The organism is Phreatobacter sp. AB_2022a (genome assembly GCF_026847585.1).
Taxonomy (GTDB): domain Bacteria; phylum Pseudomonadota; class Alphaproteobacteria; order Rhizobiales; family Phreatobacteraceae; genus Phreatobacter.
Genome location: NZ_JAPSET010000011.1, coordinates 17,535 through 36,055, shown reverse-complemented (window position 1 = coordinate 36,055; position 18,521 = coordinate 17,535). Strand labels below are relative to the sequence as shown.

Annotated in this window: 18 protein-coding genes; 14 read left to right on the top strand and 4 right to left on the bottom strand. The window is 63.8% G+C overall.

Annotation, left to right across the window (positions count from 1 at the left end; all coding sequences use genetic code 11):
• Window positions 1–81 precede the first annotated feature (81 nt).
• The 6 genes from OZ671_RS10055 (at window position 82) to OZ671_RS10030 (ending at window position 6,702) form a co-directional block, all read left to right on the top strand.
• Entirely contained in the window at window positions 82–858 is a 777-nt protein-coding gene (locus OZ671_RS10055) for a hypothetical protein (protein ID WP_268860635.1), read from the top strand.
• A gap of 136 nt (window positions 859–994) precedes the next feature.
• Window positions 995–1,525, top strand: a complete 531-nt coding sequence (locus OZ671_RS10050; protein ID WP_268860634.1) for a hypothetical protein — start codon at window positions 995–997, stop codon at window positions 1,523–1,525.
• Between the two features lie 2 nt (window positions 1,526–1,527).
• Entirely contained in the window at window positions 1,528–2,112 is a 585-nt protein-coding gene (locus OZ671_RS10045; RefSeq protein WP_268860633.1) for a hypothetical protein, read from the top strand.
• A gap of 167 nt (window positions 2,113–2,279) precedes the next feature.
• Window positions 2,280–2,828: an HK97 family phage prohead protease gene (locus tag OZ671_RS10040; RefSeq protein WP_268860632.1), complete on the top strand. Its 549-nt coding sequence runs from the start codon at window positions 2,280–2,282 to the stop codon at window positions 2,826–2,828.
• A gap of 195 nt (window positions 2,829–3,023) precedes the next feature.
• Window positions 3,024–3,410 (top strand): hypothetical protein, encoded by a 387-nt coding sequence (locus tag OZ671_RS10035; protein WP_268860631.1) that lies wholly within the window; start codon window positions 3,024–3,026, stop codon window positions 3,408–3,410.
• A gap of 112 nt (window positions 3,411–3,522) precedes the next feature.
• Complete coding sequence (locus OZ671_RS10030) at window positions 3,523–6,702, top strand: phage tail length tape measure family protein (RefSeq protein WP_268860630.1); 3,180 nt, start codon at window positions 3,523–3,525, stop codon at window positions 6,700–6,702.
• 987 nt (window positions 6,703–7,689) lie between these two features.
• On the opposite strand, the gene OZ671_RS10025 is transcribed toward OZ671_RS10030, so the two are convergent.
• Window positions 7,690–7,953, bottom strand: coding sequence for a BrnA antitoxin family protein (locus OZ671_RS10025; protein ID WP_268860629.1), 264 nt, complete (start codon window positions 7,951–7,953; stop codon window positions 7,690–7,692).
• A 1,333-nt stretch (window positions 7,954–9,286) separates the two neighbouring features.
• On the opposite strand from OZ671_RS10025, the gene OZ671_RS32060 reads away from it, so the two are divergent.
• The gene (locus OZ671_RS32060; RefSeq protein WP_442957068.1) at window positions 9,287–9,661 is read left to right on the top strand and encodes an HNH endonuclease; all 375 of its coding nucleotides are present in this window, start codon (window positions 9,287–9,289) and stop codon (window positions 9,659–9,661) included.
• 26 nt (window positions 9,662–9,687) lie between these two features.
• Here OZ671_RS32060 and OZ671_RS10020 read toward each other — a convergent pair whose 3' ends face one another.
• Window positions 9,688–10,206 carry a helix-turn-helix domain-containing protein gene (locus OZ671_RS10020; protein ID WP_268860628.1) on the bottom strand — a complete coding sequence of 173 codons (519 nt, stop codon included), beginning with the start codon at window positions 10,204–10,206 and terminating at the stop codon, window positions 9,688–9,690.
• A 317-nt stretch (window positions 10,207–10,523) separates the two neighbouring features.
• Window positions 10,524–10,754: a helix-turn-helix domain-containing protein gene (locus tag OZ671_RS10015; RefSeq protein ID WP_268860627.1), complete on the bottom strand. Its 231-nt coding sequence runs from the start codon at window positions 10,752–10,754 to the stop codon at window positions 10,524–10,526.
• A gap of 106 nt (window positions 10,755–10,860) precedes the next feature.
• On the opposite strand from OZ671_RS10015, the gene OZ671_RS10010 reads away from it, so the two are divergent.
• Together OZ671_RS10010 and OZ671_RS10005 are read left to right on the top strand one after the other, a co-directional pair.
• A complete protein-coding gene (locus tag OZ671_RS10010) occupies window positions 10,861–11,127 on the top strand; it encodes a hypothetical protein (protein WP_268860626.1) in 267 nt (88 codons plus the stop codon).
• 381 nt (window positions 11,128–11,508) lie between these two features.
• The gene (locus OZ671_RS10005; RefSeq protein WP_268860625.1) at window positions 11,509–12,723 is read left to right on the top strand and encodes a Fic family protein; all 1,215 of its coding nucleotides are present in this window, start codon (window positions 11,509–11,511) and stop codon (window positions 12,721–12,723) included.
• 6 nt (window positions 12,724–12,729) lie between these two features.
• Here the strand turns inward: OZ671_RS10005 and OZ671_RS10000 are convergent, their stop codons facing one another.
• A complete protein-coding gene (locus OZ671_RS10000; RefSeq protein ID WP_103167677.1) occupies window positions 12,730–13,689 on the bottom strand; it encodes a LysR family transcriptional regulator in 960 nt (319 codons plus the stop codon).
• Between the two features lie 106 nt (window positions 13,690–13,795).
• Here OZ671_RS10000 and OZ671_RS09995 point away from each other — a divergent pair, with 106 nt between their 5' ends.
• Genes OZ671_RS09995 through OZ671_RS09975 form a run of 5 tightly spaced genes read left to right on the top strand, consistent with a single transcriptional unit; the run spans window position 13,796 to window position 18,452 of the window.
• On the top strand, window positions 13,796–15,154 hold the full coding sequence (locus tag OZ671_RS09995) for an ABC transporter substrate-binding protein (RefSeq protein ID WP_268860624.1): 1,359 nt from the start codon (window positions 13,796–13,798) through the stop codon (window positions 15,152–15,154).
• A 5-nt stretch (window positions 15,155–15,159) separates the two neighbouring features.
• Complete coding sequence (locus tag OZ671_RS09990; RefSeq protein WP_268860623.1) at window positions 15,160–16,092, top strand: branched-chain amino acid ABC transporter permease; 933 nt, start codon at window positions 15,160–15,162, stop codon at window positions 16,090–16,092.
• The gene (locus OZ671_RS09985; RefSeq protein WP_268860622.1) at window positions 16,089–17,045 is read left to right on the top strand and encodes a branched-chain amino acid ABC transporter permease; all 957 of its coding nucleotides are present in this window, start codon (window positions 16,089–16,091) and stop codon (window positions 17,043–17,045) included. Before OZ671_RS09990 ends, OZ671_RS09985 begins: the two co-directional genes overlap by 4 nt.
• Complete coding sequence (locus OZ671_RS09980; protein ID WP_268860621.1) at window positions 17,042–17,812, top strand: ABC transporter ATP-binding protein; 771 nt, start codon at window positions 17,042–17,044, stop codon at window positions 17,810–17,812. Before OZ671_RS09985 ends, OZ671_RS09980 begins: the two co-directional genes overlap by 4 nt.
• Entirely contained in the window at window positions 17,799–18,452 is a 654-nt protein-coding gene (locus OZ671_RS09975; RefSeq protein WP_268860620.1) for an ABC transporter ATP-binding protein, read from the top strand. The genes OZ671_RS09980 and OZ671_RS09975 overlap by 14 nt, the downstream gene beginning before the upstream one ends.
• Window positions 18,453–18,521 lie beyond the last annotated feature (69 nt).

Sequence of the window (18,521 nt, the reverse complement as noted above, 5' to 3'; positions counted from 1 at the left end):
CGTGAATCCGGGCTGCCCCTTGACGATTGGTCCGCCCGCTGCCTACCCGGCCACAGTTCCCTCGTAACTCAGGAGCGCCATTTGCGCACACCCGCCGAGCATCGCGCCATTCTGGCGCGCTGGCGCGAAACCGCGTCTGCCAACGATAATCAGATGATCCGGAAGCCGCGACCATCCTCGCCCCGTCATCGTCAGCTTGCAGACGAACTGCGCCCGCTGTTGCGGTGGCGGCAACTGCGCTCCGCGGCCGAGGCCGGTGATGTGCCGACTACGTGGCTCGCCGATATTGCGGGCGAACTGCTTGCCGCGAATGACAACGAGCCGCTGCGGGAAGACGGCTATCTCGACGCCCGTCCGAGCGTTGACGAGCTAATGGCGGCGGTTGAGAGCGTCGTATTTCAACGACGAGCCGGGCGACTGGTGCCCGTCGGTGGGGACATCGAGCGGGACCGTGACGGCAGGCTCGTGCGGCTCGGTGGGCTGGCCATTTCGGACGAGCGCCCCGGGCGGATTCTTGGCCTGTCGGTGATCGGACGTGACGGCCGACGGCGCCTCTGGCCGGCCACCGAACGCTTTCGTCCACGGCCTGAATCTCGGGGCGCACCGCCGCCGGCTGCGGCGCCCCCGAACCCGTGGCAAGCTCGAGCAGCCCGGCACGAGATCCGGCGCTTGACCGAGGTGTTGTCGGGTGACGATGTCCGGACGCTCGACCTCGCGCTTGAAGCTGCAAACTTCGCGACGATCGGCGAGGCCTTCGGCAAAACCGGAAAGACTGCCGAGCGGTTCGGCAGGGCGCGATTGCTCGAGGCCTGCGCCGCACTGAGAGCCGCGCTCAATGACGAGCAGGTGGCGGCCTAAGTCCCTTTTTGCCACGTCGCCCCGATACTCATTGAGGGGACACGTCCCCCCAACCGTACCGCCGCAGACGCCGCCCTTCGGGGCGGCGTTTTGCTTTGCCGACACATTTGCAATTTTTAACACTTAAGGAGCCGAAATGGCTTCGATCAATGACGCCGTGGCGGTGCTGGACTATCGCCTTGGCTTCGATCGCGCGCGATCGCGCACGATCGCGCGAAGGCTACAGGAATCCGGGCTTCTTCCATCCGGCGCCCCCGGTGTTGGTCCGATTATCGGGCTCGACCATTTCATGAATTTTGCTATGGCGCGGGCCATCGATCCGGCGCTCCACGTGGTCGCGGATGCGGTCCGCAAATATGGGGCGATGACGCCGGGCGGCGCGTCGCTCGTTGGTGCATCGAAACACATCCCGACGGCCCGACAGCGCCTCGCCGATCTGGCCGCAATGGCGCTCGGCTCGATGGACGAACAGGCCATGCTTGCCAGTTCGGCGATCGAGTTCGTCACCACGTGGCCGGAGATCGTCGTTTCCAGCCAGTTCGGGGTGGAGCGGTTCCGCTCAGTCGGCGATCTCGCATCGCATTGGGACGCGACCACGCATCGTTCCGCGACTGCCATTCCCAGTGCTGCGCTCGGCGCGGCGGTTCGCGACTTGTTTCAGGAGTGAAGATGGCATTTCTCAAATCCAAGGCGCCGGCTTCAGCGGCATTCAAGGTGCCCACCCTCGCAGAGGCGGACGACGAATACGGTGCGATGCTTGAGCGTCTTGCATCACTGCATCACGAGCTCGGCCAGACAAGGCGCAAACAGATTGAAATTGAGAAGGCAATCGCTGCCGACAAGTCGCCGGAAATTCGAGCCAGCGTTGCTGCGTTGCTCGGCGATAAGCCGAACAGCAAAGCTGTTCTACGCGCTAATCTGGCGGACCTGCGAGGCCGTCAGCGCGACCTTGAAGCCGCTGTTAGTGTGCTCACCGAACGACTGCGGCTTCGACAGACCGACGCGGCTAAGAAGGTGCGCGAGGCCGTTCGCCCCGAACTTGACCGCCGCGTCCGCGCTGTCATCCAGGCGATGAAGGCACTTGATCTGGCGCACGTCGAGCTGATGACGCTGCATTCCGACTTGGAAGATGTCGATGCCGCTCCGAGCGCATTCGGACCAGTTTGGCCGTTTTTCCTCGGCAACGCGCGCGATGCCTCGCGCAAAATCCAGTTTTTTCTCAACGAGGTGCGAGGGGCGGGCCATGTCGGTTGAGCGGGCTAATAGAAAACGTTCGATCAACGCCACCCGATCGGTGACCTTTCGCGGACAGACGATCCGGCGGGACAAGTTCGATCCGGCGGAGTTCGCCCGGGAGATCGTTGCCCGACGCAGGCCGCGGAAATCCGTGGCGGAACGCTCTATCGAGATGGAGCGGAAGTTTGCCAAGCGCTGAAACGCGGAATGTCGGCGCGCGCGTCGAGGGCAGCACGGCCGAGGGCTATGCGGCGGTGTTCAACCAGTGGACCGCCATCGCGGGCATGTTTCGGGAGCGCGTCGCGCCCGGGGCATTTGCCGAAAGCCTCCGGAGCGATGACGTTCTTGCGTTGTGGAATCATGATTGGGATCGCCCGCTTGGTCGCACCAGCGCCGGCACCCTGCGGGTCAGGGAAGACCGGCGTGGCCTTTGGTTTTCGCTCGATCTTGATGGAAACAATCCCGACGCCTTGCGTGCCATCAGCACCGTCGGGCGAGGCGATATTACCGGCATGAGCTTCGGCTTTAAGGTTACTGCCGAGTCTTGGGCAGATCCGGGCCATGGGCTTCCCGAGCGGACGATTGAAAAGGCGGATCTTTTCGAAATCTCGCTTTGCCCGGCCCCCGCTTACGGTCAAACGACCGTCGCCCTAACTCGGGCGGAGGGCAACCGCATTGCCGCCGCTCGACGACGGGCCGAGGCCGCGATGCGGCTGCGCGGCATCGCGCCGTAGCGCATCCTCGCCCCCAGGGAGGGGTGGGTCGCGCCTCTGGCGCCTCAAAAGGGCGTTAACCGCACGGGGTCCCTCGCGCACGCATCCGCAAATCAGAATATGACCCTGTGAGGTAGTGCCATGGCGAGGCCTAGCGCGAACTCTTGGCCCGCGCCCGCGGATGTACCGGCGCGGGCGATTTTTTTGGGAAAAAACATGATCTCTTCTCTCACGCCAGCCGTCGCGAAAGATTGGCACGCGCTTGGCACAAAACACGGCCAGGAAGATGCCGCGACGTTTCTCGAAACTTGCGTGTTTGAGACTGATACCCTCGCAGCCGAAAATGGCTCATTGCGATGGGGCGATCTGACGATTCCGTCGGACTATCAGGCGCGTATCGACCTGGCAGTTGAGTCGGCAGTGATTGCGGCTTTGTGTGCGGGCGCTTCGCCGCAGGAAATGCTGGTCTATCGGCAATCGCGAGCTGCCGCAAGACACGCATTAATCGAATTTTACGGCAACGAGCGTGCGAGAATCCATCCGCCCAGATCGGGCGGACCGAAGGCGGCACGAAGATCTCGTAACAAGCGAGGTCGCGCCTAATCAGATGACGGTATCACTTCATCCAGCCGCCTCACGGCCTGGGAGGTGTCGATGATCATCATGCTGGACGAGCTCCAGGTGGCCGAAATTTATCGCGCGATGAAAGACGAGCATGGCTGAGCAAGTCGTCACAGAGCTCATTGTCGACACCGGCCGGGCTGCGGTTCAACTCGACCAGTACGTTCGCGATATGGGGCGCGCTAGCCAGGCGGCTGACGTTGCGACCAAGAAATCCGACGATCTGTCGGCGGCCGTTCGCCGTGTCCAGAATGTCTCGCTCAACTCGGTCACGATTGATCGTGCAGCCAAACAGATCGACGCCATCCATGCGCGAGTTGATCCGGCGTTCATGGCGAACAAGCGGATCGAGCTGGCCGCCTCTCGTATTGATCGCGCTGTCAGCTTGGGGATCACTAGCAGGGAGCAAGGCGACGATCTGCTTGCGCGCTATCGCGAGACCGTCGAGCGCACGATCGCGCCGACCACTCGCCTGGCGGGCGCCAATGACAATTTCGCAAAATCAACCGGTGCGTCTGCTTATGCCGTTCGCAATTTGGGTTTCCAGGTCAATGACATAGCGACGATGCTGGCATCGGGCTCGAGCCCATTTCAGGTCCTTGCCACACAGGGCGGCCAAGTCTTTCAGATTTGGCAAGATCAACCATCCGTCTTTCGCGATTTTGCATCTTCCGTCGGCTCGGTTTTGACGCCGGCACGCCTGGCGACCGGTGGCCTCCTGGCAATGGCGGCGGCGGCGGCCTACGCCTATTCCGCTTGGGCCGATGGCCAGAAAGAATTGCAGCGCTCCTTAGTCGGCCTGGGCAAAGATTCAGGCGCCACGCTCGGACAGTTGAACGCGATCACGGCTGCCACCGCTAGCCTGCGAGGCGGCTCGATTGCTGAGAACCGCGGAACCGTTGGCGCCCTTGCCGGGACGGGCCGGATTGGTCCGCAGATGATCGGATCGATTGCTGGCATTCGGCGAGATTTCGCAGCCACGCTTGGTCTCGATGCGGTCGAAGCGAACAAGATGCTTGCCGCGTCGTTTGCAGATCCCGCTCGTGGCGCGGAGACGCTCAATACGGCGGTCGGGGGGCTGAACCAACGGACACAGGACTATGTCCGTTATCTCAGTCAAAGCGGTCATGAGCAGCGAGCGCAGCAGGTGCTCCTCGACGCCATCGCCCCGCGCCTTGGCCGGGCCGAGGAGCTTACAAATTTCTGGGCACGCGCATGGGACCGGGTGAAAGTAGCGGCGTCGGGCGCCGTCACCGCCTCCGGCGAGGCTATTGATCGCTACTTGACCAGCCGCGGTAGCGTCGAGAGCCTCGTTGATCAGAGGATTAGGAGTCTGCAGGCTGAGGCGGCTGGCGACGCCGTCGTCGATCGAACCACCGGGCGGTTTCTCGGCTCTCGGTCGACGTTCGGCGAGACACAGGAAGCGTTGAGCCGCAGACTGGGAGTTGAGCGGCAGATCAATGCCGAGCTGCAGATACAACTTACGACCCAGAATGCACTCGTCGTCGGCGCGCAAGCACTCACCTCATCAACGGAACAGCAGGCAGCGGCTGCTGCATTGGCCGCGCGAAACAATCGCGTGCATGACGCTGCGGTCGATGGCGCGCGTCGACAGGGCCAGCCCGGACAACGGCTGATCGACGACATCAGGCCAATGATCTCCGAACTGGAGACCACCCGGCGTGACGCTGAGCGGCTGATGCGCGAAATGCCTGGCAGTCAGGAGTATTTCGACGCGCTGGCGCGAAACGCGACCACGGCGCGCGCCTTACAAGGGCGTTTGCGCGATGACGGCCGAGCTGTGTTCGATCTCAACGCCCGAGGAGCCGCCCGCTTTCGGCCAGACCTGTACGGTCCCCAGGACGAATACGGCAATCGCGCTCTCCGGCCCGAGAGTTTTGCCACCATTCTTGCTCAGCGCTTGTCGCCGATCGACAACGCGAACGAGGCGGCCCGCGTCGACACCCTGCTAAGGCAGGCCAGGACGGCGGGGGAACGCGGCAGCGCTGCTGCCGCGCAGGTCTATCTGAATTCGCGCCAGCAGGGCGGCGCGGCCGGCACCCAAGCTGAAGTGGACAATGCGGCTCGGATCGCGCGCGATCGCGAATTGCAGCAATCGCAATTCCAGCTCGGCGAGGCCTTCCGGCAGCGACGCAACGCCCAGCTTGATGCAGCGGAGACGCTGCGGCGCGAAATCGACACCATGGGTGGCTCGATTGCTGTCCAGGAGCGCGTGCGCGTTGAACAGCAACTGATGACCGATGCACGTCGTCAGTATCGCCGTGAACTTGGCGACAGCGCGCAGATTCCGTTCGCAGAAGCCGAGGCATATAGGCAACTCGCCAAGGCTATGGGCGAGGCGCGCCAGGAACAGGCGCTCGTGCGGCTGCGGCAGGATCTGACGTTCGAGAGTCAGACCATGTTCCTGCCCGACAGCGAACGACGCGTCGCGCAGACCATGCGCAACGTCTACGGCGAGGGCTGGTCGTCGCAGATGGACTCGGCGGTGGCGGCACAGGTCAGGTTCAACGAGCAGCTTAGACTGACCGGCGACCTGTTTTCCGGGTTTGGCAGCGGCATGCTGCAGGATCTCCGGAGCGGCGCGACATTGTGGGGCGCGCTCGGCAATCAGGTGGCTCGCGTCGGTGACCGCCTGCTGTCAATGGCGATGGACAACGCGATCAAGCAACTGCTTGGCGGCCTTCTGGGCGGCAGCGGCGGAATGGGCTGGCTCGGCGGCCTGTTCGGCGTTGGCGGGGCGGCCGGTGGTGGCTTTGCTGGCACTCCTGGCGGGTCGTTCTCGTACGGCGCGGGCGGCTATACCGGCACGGGTCCGTTCATGGCCAACGGCGGCATTTTCGGCCCCGCCGGGTTACACCCGTTCGCGCTCGGTGCTGCGTTCACGAACAGCATCGTCGATCGACCGACCCTGTTCCCGTTTGCCAATGGCACTGGGCTGATGGGAGAGGCTGGGCCTGAGGCGATCATGCCGCTGCAGCGCGACAGCCGCGGGCGACTTGGGGTCAGCTATACGCCATCGTCGCGCGGTCAGGGCCAGGGCGGGTTCACGGGCAACGTGATCGTCAACAACAACGGTCAGGCCATGTCGGCCTCTGTGCGCTCCGATAGCCAAGGCAACATGGTGATCGACCTGGAGACGATGGCCGATCGGATTGAGGCGCGCCAGGCACGAAACATCTCACGCCGAAACAGCCCGATCGGCAATGCAATGGCCGGGGCTTACGGGCTCCAACAGCGGCCGGTGGTTGGGTGACGTGGGTGGAGCGGCCCCTTTGAGGGGCCGCTCCAGTCTTCTTAACGCTTGCGGCCAGCGCCATTGTTGCTGGGATCCACCAAGCGATAGCCCTGCCCTGGCGCACGCGTCGGAGGCAGGGGTTCGCCCCGCACGACGGTTCGTTCGGTATTGAGGCTGCCGCCGCGGGGGCCAACCATTTCATATTGACCGGATTTGGGTGCAGTGCTCCCAGGTGGGAGGATTTTGTTGCCTGCCATAGAATATCATTCCTCTTTTGGAAGGTTGACATTCCGCCTCACTGGAGGCACGGCAAGGATGCGAAGCCAAGACGTGTCCAGGTTCACTCAAGGTGGCTCACCGGAAAGTAAGCTGGACCCATCATGACGAAACGGGAGCGAAGGGGTGATTCCCCGGCGCTCCCGTTTTTCATATCAGGCAATATTTCGTTAATCAACTAGGTCGCGTACTCGACCCAAGGTAGATAACGCCGCCGGCCGGTCCTGTCAATCCACTATTCGACATAACGCGATTGACAGACCGCGACTCGCCCGAATCACCTTGCCAGTTGCGTGTTCACTATATGTCCCAAAGCGCGCTGGGGCTATCGCTTGCAGCGAGCTCAGCGCCCCACGTTTGAAGCTAATCGTCAGAATGGTTTCGATATCTGTTGGGCGGCGCCTACGATCCGACGATGATCAAGTATCAGACGTCGGCGGTATAATTCTATACTACGCGGCGTCCTGATAAAGGGTGTCCGCTGCCCTAGACGGGCACTACATGCCGAGGAGGCCGCGAGGCCCCCTTCGGTTTTCCAGACCGGGAAATTGACTGGCTGCGATAGTTCCCCCCGCCCGCAAGGGTCCACGCGCAACACGGGACAACTAAGAAGTTCCACGACGCGTTGAAAGGCTCATGTAGGGGTCTTTTGATGTCGACATACCACAGCGATTTTCATTGCCCGCTTCCTTTCAAGAGCGGGCATGCTGCGATACGCGTCTTCAAGAGTCAGCCCAGCTTCGCGTGCTCACACCTTCGCCCTTCCAACGCCTTGGCCATCTTCAATCGCCAGTCTGGCCCTGTGACCTTGAATTTCGCGATCATCTCCGATGACAGCCGAAGCGAAACGACTTCGCTCATGGGTGCACTCTTCGGGCGACCACGTGATCGCGTAATGCGTTCGGCGAGATCTGGAAACGCATCGACGAATGGCCGTGCCGACTTGATTTGCTCGTCGGTCAGTTCCGGATTGTCAGGATCTAACTCAATCATACGCTGGACCGGCCTCGGTCGGGAGGGGCCTTACAGATAATCTTCTAGCTATGAAGATCTCCTTCGACCGATAACCTTTTACCTAGGGCGCGGTCGCCAGTCACGTTGGCCTTATCAATGGCGTTAGATTCATAACAATTTTCGATAATACATTCCGAGAATCGAAAATACTGTAGATCGCCACCGACCAGTCCCGGTTTTACGATACCGGGAATTCGAAGTTGAATGAGAGCTGCCCCGGCCAAGCGCGGAAATGAGCGCGGACACGCTCAATACGACCTAACCGGCGCCGGGCGTAAGCCCGCACACTCACCAACCTGGACCGCAACATGTTTCGCATGTTGACGCCTCACATTGCTTCAGTGCGGGCAGGTCCCGCTACCCCGGCACAACTTCGCGCCGTGCCGCCAGGCGTGTGGGTAATGCTGAATCAACGAGCGTCGGTGGCGATCCGGGGGCACAATACCATTCAGTGTCACGCGGGTCACCGATGGATTGCATTTTTCATGGCGACACGGAATAGGAGTGCCGTGGGCAGTGCGCCGCGCAGTTCGAACGACCAACGTTCGTGGCATTGTCAGAGCGCTATCACGTTGCGAGCAAACAAATACGAACGTGCTTACGAAACTGGATTCCATAGTGCATCTTGCCACCCATAGGTCGCGTTTATAAGGTTCGCTTACCGAAGGTTGGGGGGGTGAGAATGAAGAAAATCGCGGCGATTGCCGGGATGTTGTTGTGTGGGTGTCAAACGACAGCACAGCAGGAGAACCCACCAATCTGGGGGCGCATTGACTGCCAGCGAGCGGCCGACAACCCCGAACTTCGCGTTTTGTTTGAGCAGGCCAAGCTCGTCTGCCAGAACAGAGCGGAGGCGGCGGGTACGGCAGGCACGGCCGGGATGCCGGTGGGGCGAGGCATCGGCGGCGCGATTGCGTCCGGCATAGCTGCGGGCATCACACATTCCCAGATCGCCGTCGCCACGACGAAATCATGCATGGCTGAGTATGGGTTCATGTTGGCCACACGCTCGGAGCACGACACACGCTGCGTGGCAGTGAGAGCCACAATGGCTTCTCCTCCAACACCAACAACGACAGCACGACGCGTGATGGAGCGAGCGCAGCGACCAGCGCCGCAAAGAAGGGCTGAAGAGCGTGCCACGTCGGCGCCTACGATCACGACCGTGTCGCCGACATCCAGCGTGCAGATCACGCCTGCGCCAGCCTTACCGTCTCAGCCCGCGAGGTGAAGCGGACGATCCGGCTGGAGTGATTTGTGCGGATAGAGCCGGCTGGCGCGGCGCCGGGGGGAGCGAGCGTAATTGGGCGAGATGTCGGGTCGGCAATGCACCAAATGTGGGAGCGTACGCTTCAACTCCAATAGTCGGTGCATGGACTGCCGTAATGCTCGCGCACGGCGGCGAAACGAAAGGATGAAAGCTAACGGGGGTCATCACACCGTCGCTGAATGGCGGTCGTTGCTAGCCGCATCGCCGTGTTGCGCCGAGTGCGGACGTCCGTGGGAACATATCCCGCGCCGCCCGGATCCCCGATATCGGTTTGTCTGGACAAAGGGCCACAAGGTCCATGTCACCGCCGGAGGCACGAATGACATCTCCAACCTTCAGGCGGAATGTTACCAGTGCAATTTTCGCAAGAACGCTGGCCGATCAATCCGCGTCCGACCACAGTCTTGGTTAGGTTGAAGATCGCACTACCAGGTGGCTGACAATCATCTGGCCTTCCGCTTGCCCTCCCAGCGCTCAGCGATGCGTAGTTGGTCGCGGCCCTCCGGCGCTACGCGGATCAGCGCGCGGCCATCGCTATCTTCTCCGCATTGCATCACAAAACCTAACTTGAGCAAGCGTCGAACCGTTGTTTCACCGGCCCGAGGGATTTGTTTGTACGACTTGCCGCCCTTTTGCGATTCAAGCCTGCGCAAGATCTCAAGCTCACGCCGATCGGCCTTGGTTGGCGGTCTGTTACCGGACCAACGCAGGACCTCAAGTGCCTTTTCATAAATTTTCGGCCGCATCACCGGCACAGCGGTGACGCGTCGCTCGACTGGCGGCTCGCGGAGGGCTTGCCACAGCGCCAGCAGGTCAGCTTCCGAGAAGAGGTAGTCGCGCCCGACTCTTGAACACTGGCCATGCTGCCGTGCCAGCTTGATTATCGCGCGTCGCGTCAACCGCAGTCGCTCGGCCGCCTCGTCGGTTGTGTAAATCTTGCCGAGCTTTGCTTCTTCGGTCATGCGCGCGAGGCTACATGCACGTGCTGAATTCACCGGCAGGAAAAAAACTAGGGAGAGGTCACGGGTTGCAGATTGTCCACAACCTACCGACGCCTAATTTCGCCAAGTTTGCTTGAATTCCTGGTCGAACCATCTCTCGGCGTCTTCGTGGGCGCCCGCAACAGATCGCAAATTGAGATAGTGGCCGTATCCCTTGCTTAACAGCCACGCTTTGAAATTAGGGAAGCTAGCTGGCGCTTCGACGGTTCGACCTACGGCGCGTTCGTTCGCCCACTCGTGGCAAAGGTACCGAATAGCTTTCTCGGCTTCATCTTTCGTCATGAACGTAGCACCACGCCGGGGCCAGTCGCCATGTCGCCATTGTCCAGGAACTGAACATCTGCCTTTTCTAAGGCGGCTCGGATGGCGGTCAGATTGTTGATCGTCGGAACACGCCGGCCTTTTTCAAAGTCACGGATGGTGCTTTCACTCAGGTTCGCTTTGGCCGCTAACTCTGCTTGCGACCAGTCTAGCAGGCCGCGGGCGGCGCGAGATTGAGAGGGGGTCATTGGTCTCTCCTTCACGATAATCATATATCGCAAACGAAAAGCGTTGACACTCGTTCCGTTTCACGCTTTCCTATAATAGTAAACGATTTTCGTTGATGAGGTTTCCATGTCCAACATCACCGCCACGACCACTGCTGCCGACACTCCGATTGTGGTCGAGTCTTTCAATTGGGAGATCTTCGGCGATGCGCTGTTCGCGGCACACCGAGCGGCAAAGCTGTCTGCGCTGATGGCAAGCTTGGTGGCCAGGAACGAGGCGCCGCCAGAGAGCGCTGAGAAGGCCGCCACGGCCGTAGAAGTGGCCTTCAAACGACTGACCGCCGTTGTCTATGGCGAGCAAGAGGCAAAGCAGGTCACCTTGACCTTTCAATAAGCGGGCGCACTCGCGCGAACAATCAAGGTACGACAAATAGTACGACGTGGCGCCGAAATCTAGGTATTTCCTTAGAAGTCCGTCCAGTCCATCATCGGCGCCACGGAGAATCTATACGCTTGAGATTTCAGCATTTTTTTCGGTCGGTTCCGGATCATGCATTGTTCGGAGCCGTCTTCTACGCCATTTTGGCGCATGTTTCGCCCCTCTTTCGCGTTGCGAATGAACGAGGCGCTGGATTTGCCTGTCGGTATGAGGGAATGGCGCCCACAGAACGCCGGACGCTGGCTCCTTGCTATTTAAGCGAGCTTGCCTTGGCATGGCCGCTAATTAAACAAACAGGCAATTGCTTAAATAAGGCCGACCCATCATAGTGCCCGCATGGTCAAGGTTCACACAGCCGCGGCGCGGCTTGGCCGGTTCGTCGAAACGCCCGTTGGCGGCGAGATGGTCCGCGCCTTCGTCCCGCCTGCACTGCCGCCGCAGCCCCCGGTCGATATCCTCGCCCTCCTGCCGCATCTCAGTCTCGCGGAACGGGCGCTTGGCCGGCTCGACGGCATCACCACGCTCCTCCCCCGTCACGAACTGTTCCTCTACATGTATGTGAGAAAGGAAGCTGTCCTCTCGTCGCAAATCGAGGGCACGCAATCGACTCTCACCGACCTTCTCCGGTTCGAGACGGAGGCGCAGGCCGGCCAGCCGATCGACGACATCCGTGAAGTATCCAATTACGTCGATGCCATGATGTTTGGCCTCGAGCGCCTGAAGGAATTGCCGCTGTCGCTTCGGCTCATCCGCGAGATGCACGGCCGCCTCCTTCAAAGCGGCCGCGGCGGCACAAAGAGCCCAGGCGAGTTCCGGCGCTCGCAGAACTGGATCGGCGGCACCCGCCCCGGCAATGCGCTATTCGTTCCGCCCCCGGTCAGCGAGCTCAACACCTGCCTTGCCGCGCTCGAAACCTTCATGCACGAGGACCAGTCGCGACTGCCGGCGTTGATCAAGGCAGGCTTGCTGCACGTGCAGTTCGAGACGATCCACCCTTTCCTCGACGGCAATGGCCGCATCGGCCGCCTGCTGGTGACACTCTATCTGTGCGTCCACGGTGTGTTGCGGCGGCCGTTGCTTTACCTCAGCCTCTTTCTGAAAACGCATCGCGCCGACTACTACCGTCTCTTGCAGGAGGTCCGCGAGCATGGCGCCTGGGAGGCCTGGCTCGAATTCTTCCTGAAAGGCGTCGCGGAAACGGCGAACCAGGCCTTCGACGCCGCGACGCGCATCGTCGACCTGTTCCGGACCGATCGCGAGCACATCACCGCGGAGAGCGGTCGGGCAAGCTCGGCGCTGCGCGTCCACGAGCTCCTGCAGCAGCACCCGTTCCTGACCGCCGGGCAGCTCGTCGCGCAAACGGGTCTCAGCATGCCTACCGTCAACGCCGCCCTCGCCGACCTCGAGCGGCTCGGCGTCATCGAGGAGGTGACCGGCCGCAGGCGCGGCCGCGTGTTCGGCTACCGCCGCTATCTGGACATCCTGAGCGAAGGCACCGATCCGCTGCCGGCAGCTGGGGGACAGAGGCGCGCGCCCGCGGTCCTTGGCTGACGCTGTTCAGGTCCGTCTCCGGCCCTTCGCCGCGCTCGGCGGAGCGCCCTCTCCCGCCTCGCGCGCCGCGCCGGCGGCGAGCCCGCTGCGGCGGCGGACGAGGTCGGCGAAGCGCCGGGCCGCCTCGGTGACGCGCACCGACTGGCAGGCCAGATACATGTCGGCCTTCGGGCCGCCGCCGATCAGCCGCTTGTAGGTGACGCCCTGCGGCAGCAGCTGCGACATAGAGGCCGGCACGATCGATATGCCGATGCCGGTCGCGATCAGGTTGACGATGGAGGCCATCTGCGGCGCCTGCTGGCCGATGCGCGGCTCGAACCCGGCGGCGTTGCAGCCGGCGATGATGGCGTCGTACAGCGCGCGGCCGCTGGCGCGCGGATAGAGGATGAACCATTCGTCGCGCAGGTCCGACAGCCGGACCGCGGACTGGTGAGCGAGGCGATGCTCCACCGGCATGGCGGCCAGCATCTCCTCACGCAGCAGCGGCCAGAGCCGCAGGTCCTCGGCCTCGCCGGTCGCCGGCCGGATGAAGGCGGCATCGACCGCGTCATCCCGCAGCCGGGCAATGAGGTTGCTGGTATATTCCTCGATCAGCTCCACCTCGATGTCGGGATAGGCATTGCGATAGTCGCGGATCGCCCCGGCGACGAAGGGATGGAACGAGGCCGAGCCGGTGAAGCCGATCCGGATATGGCCGGTCTCGCCGGCGGCGATCCGGCGCACCCGCTGCACCGACTGCTTGACGGAGGCGAGAATGCCGCGGGCATCGTTGAGGAAATTCGCGCCCGCCTCGGTCAGCGCGACGCCTTTCGGCAGACGCTCGAACAGCGGGCTGCCGACCTCCCGCTCGAGATCGCGGATCTGGATGCTGAGCGCCGGCTGGGCAATGCCGATGCGCTCCGCGGCGCGGCTGAAATTCTGCTCTTCGGCCACCGCCACGAAGTAACGCAGGTGTCGCAGCTCCATAATCAGAACCTATCACAGATGCGTCTCGTATATATTGGACACGATTACCTCCGCGGCACAAGCTTTCATCAGAGCCAGCCAATGGCCAGACCAGGAGGAAATGACCATGACGATTGAGACCGAAGTCGATCGCCACGCTTGGCAGTCCACCGATGGCCTGACGCGGCGCGCGGCGCTCGGCGCGCTCGGCGCCGGCGCGCTGGTGCTGGCCGGACGCACGGCCCAGGCCCAGGCGGCCAAGCCCCAGGAGATCAGGGTGGGCATCGCCACCTATCTGTCGGGGCCGGCCAGCGTGTTCGGCGTGCCGGGCCGGCAGACCGCGGAAATGCTGTTCGACGAGATCAATGCGGCGGGCGGCATCGGCGGCGTCAAGGTCCGGCCGATCTTCGTCGACGAGGGTCCGGGCGTCGATCATTTCGTCGGCGAATATCGCCGCCTCGTCCAGAGCGAGAACGTCAACCTGATCTTCTCGGCCATCTCGTCGGCCGACTGCATCGCCTGCGCGCCGCTCGCCGATGAGCTGAAGCGCCCGACCCTCCTGTGGGACTGCGGCACGCAGCGCATCTTCGAGGACGGCAAATACGACTATGCCTTCCGGACCCAGGGCAATGCGACGCCGGAGGTCCTTGCGCCCCTGCTCTATCTGCTCAAGGTGAAGCCGGATTTCCGCAGCATCGCGGTGATCAACCAGGACTATGCCTGGGGGCGCGATTCCTGGGAGCTGTTCAAGACCGCGCTCGACGTGCTCAAGCCCGGCGTGCGCGTCGTCGCCGAGATGTTCCCGCGCTTCGGCGCCACCGACTTCACGACCGAAGTCACGCGCCTGCTGGCGACCCGGCCCGACGTGATCCTGTCGACCTCCTGGGGCGGCGATCTCGACGCGCTGATCCGCCAGGCCGCCGACCGCAAGCTGTTCGACCGCAGCCTGTTCGTGCTGCCGCTCGCCGAATCCTCGCTGGAGCGCGTCGGCAAGACCTTGCCGGCCGGCCACATCATCGGTGCCCGCGGCGATCACTGGTTCCTGCATCCCTCGCCGCAGGATCCGGCCCGGCTCACCACCTTCGTCGAGAACTACCGCAGGCGCTTCAACGTCTACCCGATCTATTCCTGCTACCACATGGCCCAGGCCGTCGCCTGCATGAAGGCAGGCTACGAGAAGGCACTGGCTGCCAAGGGCGGCGCCTGGCCGACCGATGCCGAACTTGCGAATGCCTTCCGCGGCCTCGAATTCCCCTCGCCGACCTCGACGATCAAGATCCGTCCCGACGGCCAGGGCCTGGAGAACCAGCTGATCGGCCGCTCGATCCATACCGACAAATATGCCTTCCCCGTCCTCACCGACATGGTGGTGTTCCCTGCCGAGATGATCACGACGCCGGTCGGCCAGAAGAGCGGCGACTGGCTCAAGGGGCTGAAGCCGGACATTCTCGGCAAGGTGCCCCAGGCGGTGGCTTATCGGGGCTGAGGGCCATGGCGAGCTGGTTCTCCGACAATGCCTTCATGCTCGGCCTCGCCGTGCTCGACGGCCTGTCGTCGGCCGCCGCGATCTTCATGGTCGCGGTGGGCCTCACCCTGGTGTTCGGCGTGCTGCGCGTCCTGAACGTCGCCCATGGCAGCTTCTTTGCCATCGGCGGCTATGCCGCGGCCTCGCTCGGCCTCGCGGTCGCGGCGCGCGGCCTGCCGGGCTGGCTCTCCCTGCCCATGCTGGTGGTGGCGGCGGCACTCGTCGGGGTCATTCTCGGACCGCCGATCGAGCGTCTCGTGCGTCAGACGGAGAACAGCGAGCCGGTGCTGCAGCTGCTCGTCACCTTCGCATTGTTCATGATCCTGGAAGACGCGCAGAAGCTCGTCTGGGGCGTGCAGCCGGTGGTCTCCGACGCCCCCGTCAAGCTGATGGGCACGGTCGATATCCCCTTCGCCGGCGATGTCATCCCGTTCAACGCCTATCAGCTCTACCTCCTGCCCGGCGTCGCCATCCTGACCCTCGCCGGGCTGATGTGGACGCTGCGCCGGACGCTGTTCGGCCGCATGCTGGTGGCCGTCACCACCGACCGCGAGGCCGCGCGGGCCATCGGCATCAACGCCTCGCGGATCGCGCTCCTCACCTTCACGCTCGGCACCATCTTCGCCGCGCTCGGCGGCGCGCTCGCCTCGCCCACGGCCTCGCTGGTGCCCGGCATCGGCGCCCAGACGATCGTCCTGTCGTTTGCCGTCGTCGCCACCGCCGGCCTCGGCCAGGTCGAGGGCGCCGCCATCGCCTCGCTGCTGATCGGCATGGGCCGGTCGCTCGCCGTCTATCTCGAGCCGGAGCTCGAAGTGGTCGTGCCCTACCTCATCATGGTGGCGGTGCTGCTGGTCCGGCCGCAGGGACTGTTCGGCGTCACGGAGGCGCGACGGATATGACGCGCCGCACCGAATTCCTTCTGGCGCTCGCCGCCGCCGCGCTCATCCTGCTGATCGCCTGGAGCGTGCCATGGCTGCGCTTCGTGCTGACGCTCGCGGTCGCCAAGGGCATGGCGGTGACCGGCATCCTGCTGCTGCTGCGTGCCGGCCAGGTCAGCTTCGGCCATGCTCTCTATCTGGCGATTTCGGCCTATGCGACCGCCTTTCTCGCGCCGGTCGTGCCCGAAGTCCTGCTGCTGCTGCCGCTCGCCGCGCTCGCCGCGACCGCGACCGGCCTCGTCGTCGGCCTGTTCGTGATGCGCTACCGCGAGATCTTCTTCGGCATGCTCAACCTCGCGCTCAGCATGGTGTTCTATTCGCTGCTGGAGAAATTCTACGCGATCACGCGCGGCACGGACGGCATTCGCCTCGCGCCCGTCACCTTCGCCGGGTTCCAGCCGTCCGTGGAGACGCAGAACTGGATCGTGCTGATCCTCGCCCTCGGCCTTGCGCTCGGCCTCGGCTGCTTCGTCCGGATCTATCTCAGCTCGCCGATGGGCCAGGCCCTCGCCGCGATCAAGACACGCGAAGCACGGCTCGAATTCCTCGGCGTTCCCGCCCGCCTGGTCCTGCTGGCGGCCTATGTCCTCTCGGCACTGCTCGCCGGCTGCGGCGGCTTCATCCTGGCGCTCGCGACGCGCCAGGTCACGCCTTCGCTCGCCTACTGGACGACCTCCGGCGAACTCGTGTTCATCGCGATCCTCGGCGGTTCGGCAAGCGTCTTCGGCCCCTTCCTCGGCGCGGTCGCCTATGAGCTGACGCGCGTCTACGCGGCCGCCTTCGCCGCCGACGGCTGGCAGATGATCCTCGGCATCGTCCTGCTCCTGGTCATCCTGTTCGCTCCGGGAGGCCTCTGGGGCATGCTGCGCCCGCTCGCCGAGCGCCGGAGTCGCACCGAAGGGGGCACATCATGAGCGTGCTGCTGTCGGCCCGCGGACTGAAGCTGGCCTTTGGCGGGGTCAAGGCCGCCGACGGCATCGACCTCGACGTGCAGGACGGCGAGTTCCTGGCGATCATCGGCCCGAACGGCGCCGGCAAGACCACCTTCATCAACATGACCACAGGCTATCTGAAGCCGCAGGCCGGCGAGATCAGTTTCGACGGCCGGCCGATCCTCGGCATGAAGCCGCGCGACATCGTGGCGCTCGGCATCTGCCGTTCGTTCCAGCTGCCGCAATTGATGACGGAGCATACGGTGCTGGAGAATGTCGCGCTGGCGGTCGCCGCGCGCCAGTCGATCTGGTCGGCGCTGCGCGACCTGCTGCGCCCGGCCTACCGGGAGGAGGCCTACGACATCCTCCAGCGCTTCGGCCTCGCGGACCTCGCCGGGCGGCGCGCCGACGCGCTGAACGAAGGGGCACGCAAGCTCGTCGACATCGCCATGACGGTGGCGTTGAAGCCGCGCGTCATCCTGATGGACGAACCGACCAGCGGCGTTGCCGCCGCCCAGAAGATGGCGATCGTCGAAACGCTCGTGCGCGTGCTCAGGGACGCCCGCGTCACCGCCGTCTTCGTCGAGCACGACATGGACGTGGTGGCGCGTTTCGCCGACCGGGTGGCGGTGTGGAACCAGGGGCGCATCGCGGCGCTGGGCGCGCCGGCCACCGTTCTTGCCGACCCGGCGGTGCAGCGCGACGTCATCGGCATCCGGCAGACGGAGCTCAGCCATGCTCCGGCTTGACGGGATCTCGGTGGACATTGCCGGCGCGCGTGTCCTGCGCGGACTGTCGATGACGGTTCCGGCCGGCGGGCGCGTCGCGCTGATCGGCCGCAACGGCGCCGGCAAGACCACGACGCTGCGCGCGCTGATGGGCCTTCTGCCGGTGCGCGAGGGCACGATCGTCATCGACGATCGCGACTGCCGCACAATGCCGGCCCATGACCGCGCCGGCATCGGCGTTGGCTATGCGCCAGAGGAGCGGCGGCTGTTCGGCAGCTTCACGGTCGCGGAGAACATCGTCCTGCCGGCCCAGGTACTCAGGCTCGGCAGCGCCGAGGTGGCCCGCCGGCTCGATCAGGTCTTCACCCTGCTGCCCGAGCTGAAGGACCTCGCGCCGCGCAAGGCGGCCGGCCTTTCCGGCGGCCAGGGCAAGATGGTCGCGCTCGGCCGCGCCTTGATGTCGGGCACCCGGGCGATCCTCCTGGACGAACCGTTCCAGGGCCTCGCGCCGGCCCTGGCATTGCGGTACGCCGAAGCGCTCGGCGCACTCAAGGCGGCCCTGCCCGACGTCGCCATCCTTGTCACCGAATCGAGCCCGGACCTGCTTCAGGGCCTGGTCGACAGGACCTATGTGATCGAACGCGGAGAGATCCAGGCCTGAGGCCCGCAGCTTCGCCGCGGAACCCAGCCGGACATGCGCCGACCGCGCATCCGCCCATCTGGAGTGAAA

Excerpts from the sequence above, each read along its gene's own strand:
- OZ671_RS09985 (WP_268860622.1), top strand. The coding sequence starts at position 16,089 with ATGACGCGCCGCACCGAATTCCTTCTGGCGCTCGCCGCCGCCGCGCTC.
- OZ671_RS10020 (WP_268860628.1), bottom strand. The coding sequence starts at position 10,206 with ATGACCGAAGAAGCAAAGCTCGGCAAGATTTACACAACCGACGAGGCG.
- OZ671_RS10025 (WP_268860629.1), bottom strand. The coding sequence starts at position 7,953 with ATGATTGAGTTAGATCCTGACAATCCGGAACTGACCGACGAGCAAATC.
- OZ671_RS09995 (WP_268860624.1), top strand. The coding sequence starts at position 13,796 with ATGACGATTGAGACCGAAGTCGATCGCCACGCTTGGCAGTCCACCGAT.
- OZ671_RS10015 (WP_268860627.1), bottom strand. The coding sequence starts at position 10,754 with ATGACCCCCTCTCAATCTCGCGCCGCCCGCGGCCTGCTAGACTGGTCG.
- OZ671_RS32060 (WP_442957068.1), top strand. The coding sequence starts at position 9,287 with ATGTCGGGTCGGCAATGCACCAAATGTGGGAGCGTACGCTTCAACTCC.
- OZ671_RS09975 (WP_268860620.1), top strand. The coding sequence starts at position 17,799 with ATGCTCCGGCTTGACGGGATCTCGGTGGACATTGCCGGCGCGCGTGTC.
- OZ671_RS09980 (WP_268860621.1), top strand. The coding sequence starts at position 17,042 with ATGAGCGTGCTGCTGTCGGCCCGCGGACTGAAGCTGGCCTTTGGCGGG.
- OZ671_RS10000 (WP_103167677.1), bottom strand. The coding sequence starts at position 13,689 with ATGGAGCTGCGACACCTGCGTTACTTCGTGGCGGTGGCCGAAGAGCAG.
- OZ671_RS10035 (WP_268860631.1), top strand. The coding sequence starts at position 3,024 with ATGATCTCTTCTCTCACGCCAGCCGTCGCGAAAGATTGGCACGCGCTT.
- OZ671_RS10010 (WP_268860626.1), top strand. The coding sequence starts at position 10,861 with ATGTCCAACATCACCGCCACGACCACTGCTGCCGACACTCCGATTGTG.
- OZ671_RS10030 (WP_268860630.1), top strand. The coding sequence starts at position 3,523 with ATGGCTGAGCAAGTCGTCACAGAGCTCATTGTCGACACCGGCCGGGCT.
- OZ671_RS10050 (WP_268860634.1), top strand. The coding sequence starts at position 995 with ATGGCTTCGATCAATGACGCCGTGGCGGTGCTGGACTATCGCCTTGGC.
- OZ671_RS10045 (WP_268860633.1), top strand. The coding sequence starts at position 1,528 with ATGGCATTTCTCAAATCCAAGGCGCCGGCTTCAGCGGCATTCAAGGTG.
- OZ671_RS10005 (WP_268860625.1), top strand. The coding sequence starts at position 11,509 with ATGGTCAAGGTTCACACAGCCGCGGCGCGGCTTGGCCGGTTCGTCGAA.
- OZ671_RS09990 (WP_268860623.1), top strand. The coding sequence starts at position 15,160 with ATGGCGAGCTGGTTCTCCGACAATGCCTTCATGCTCGGCCTCGCCGTG.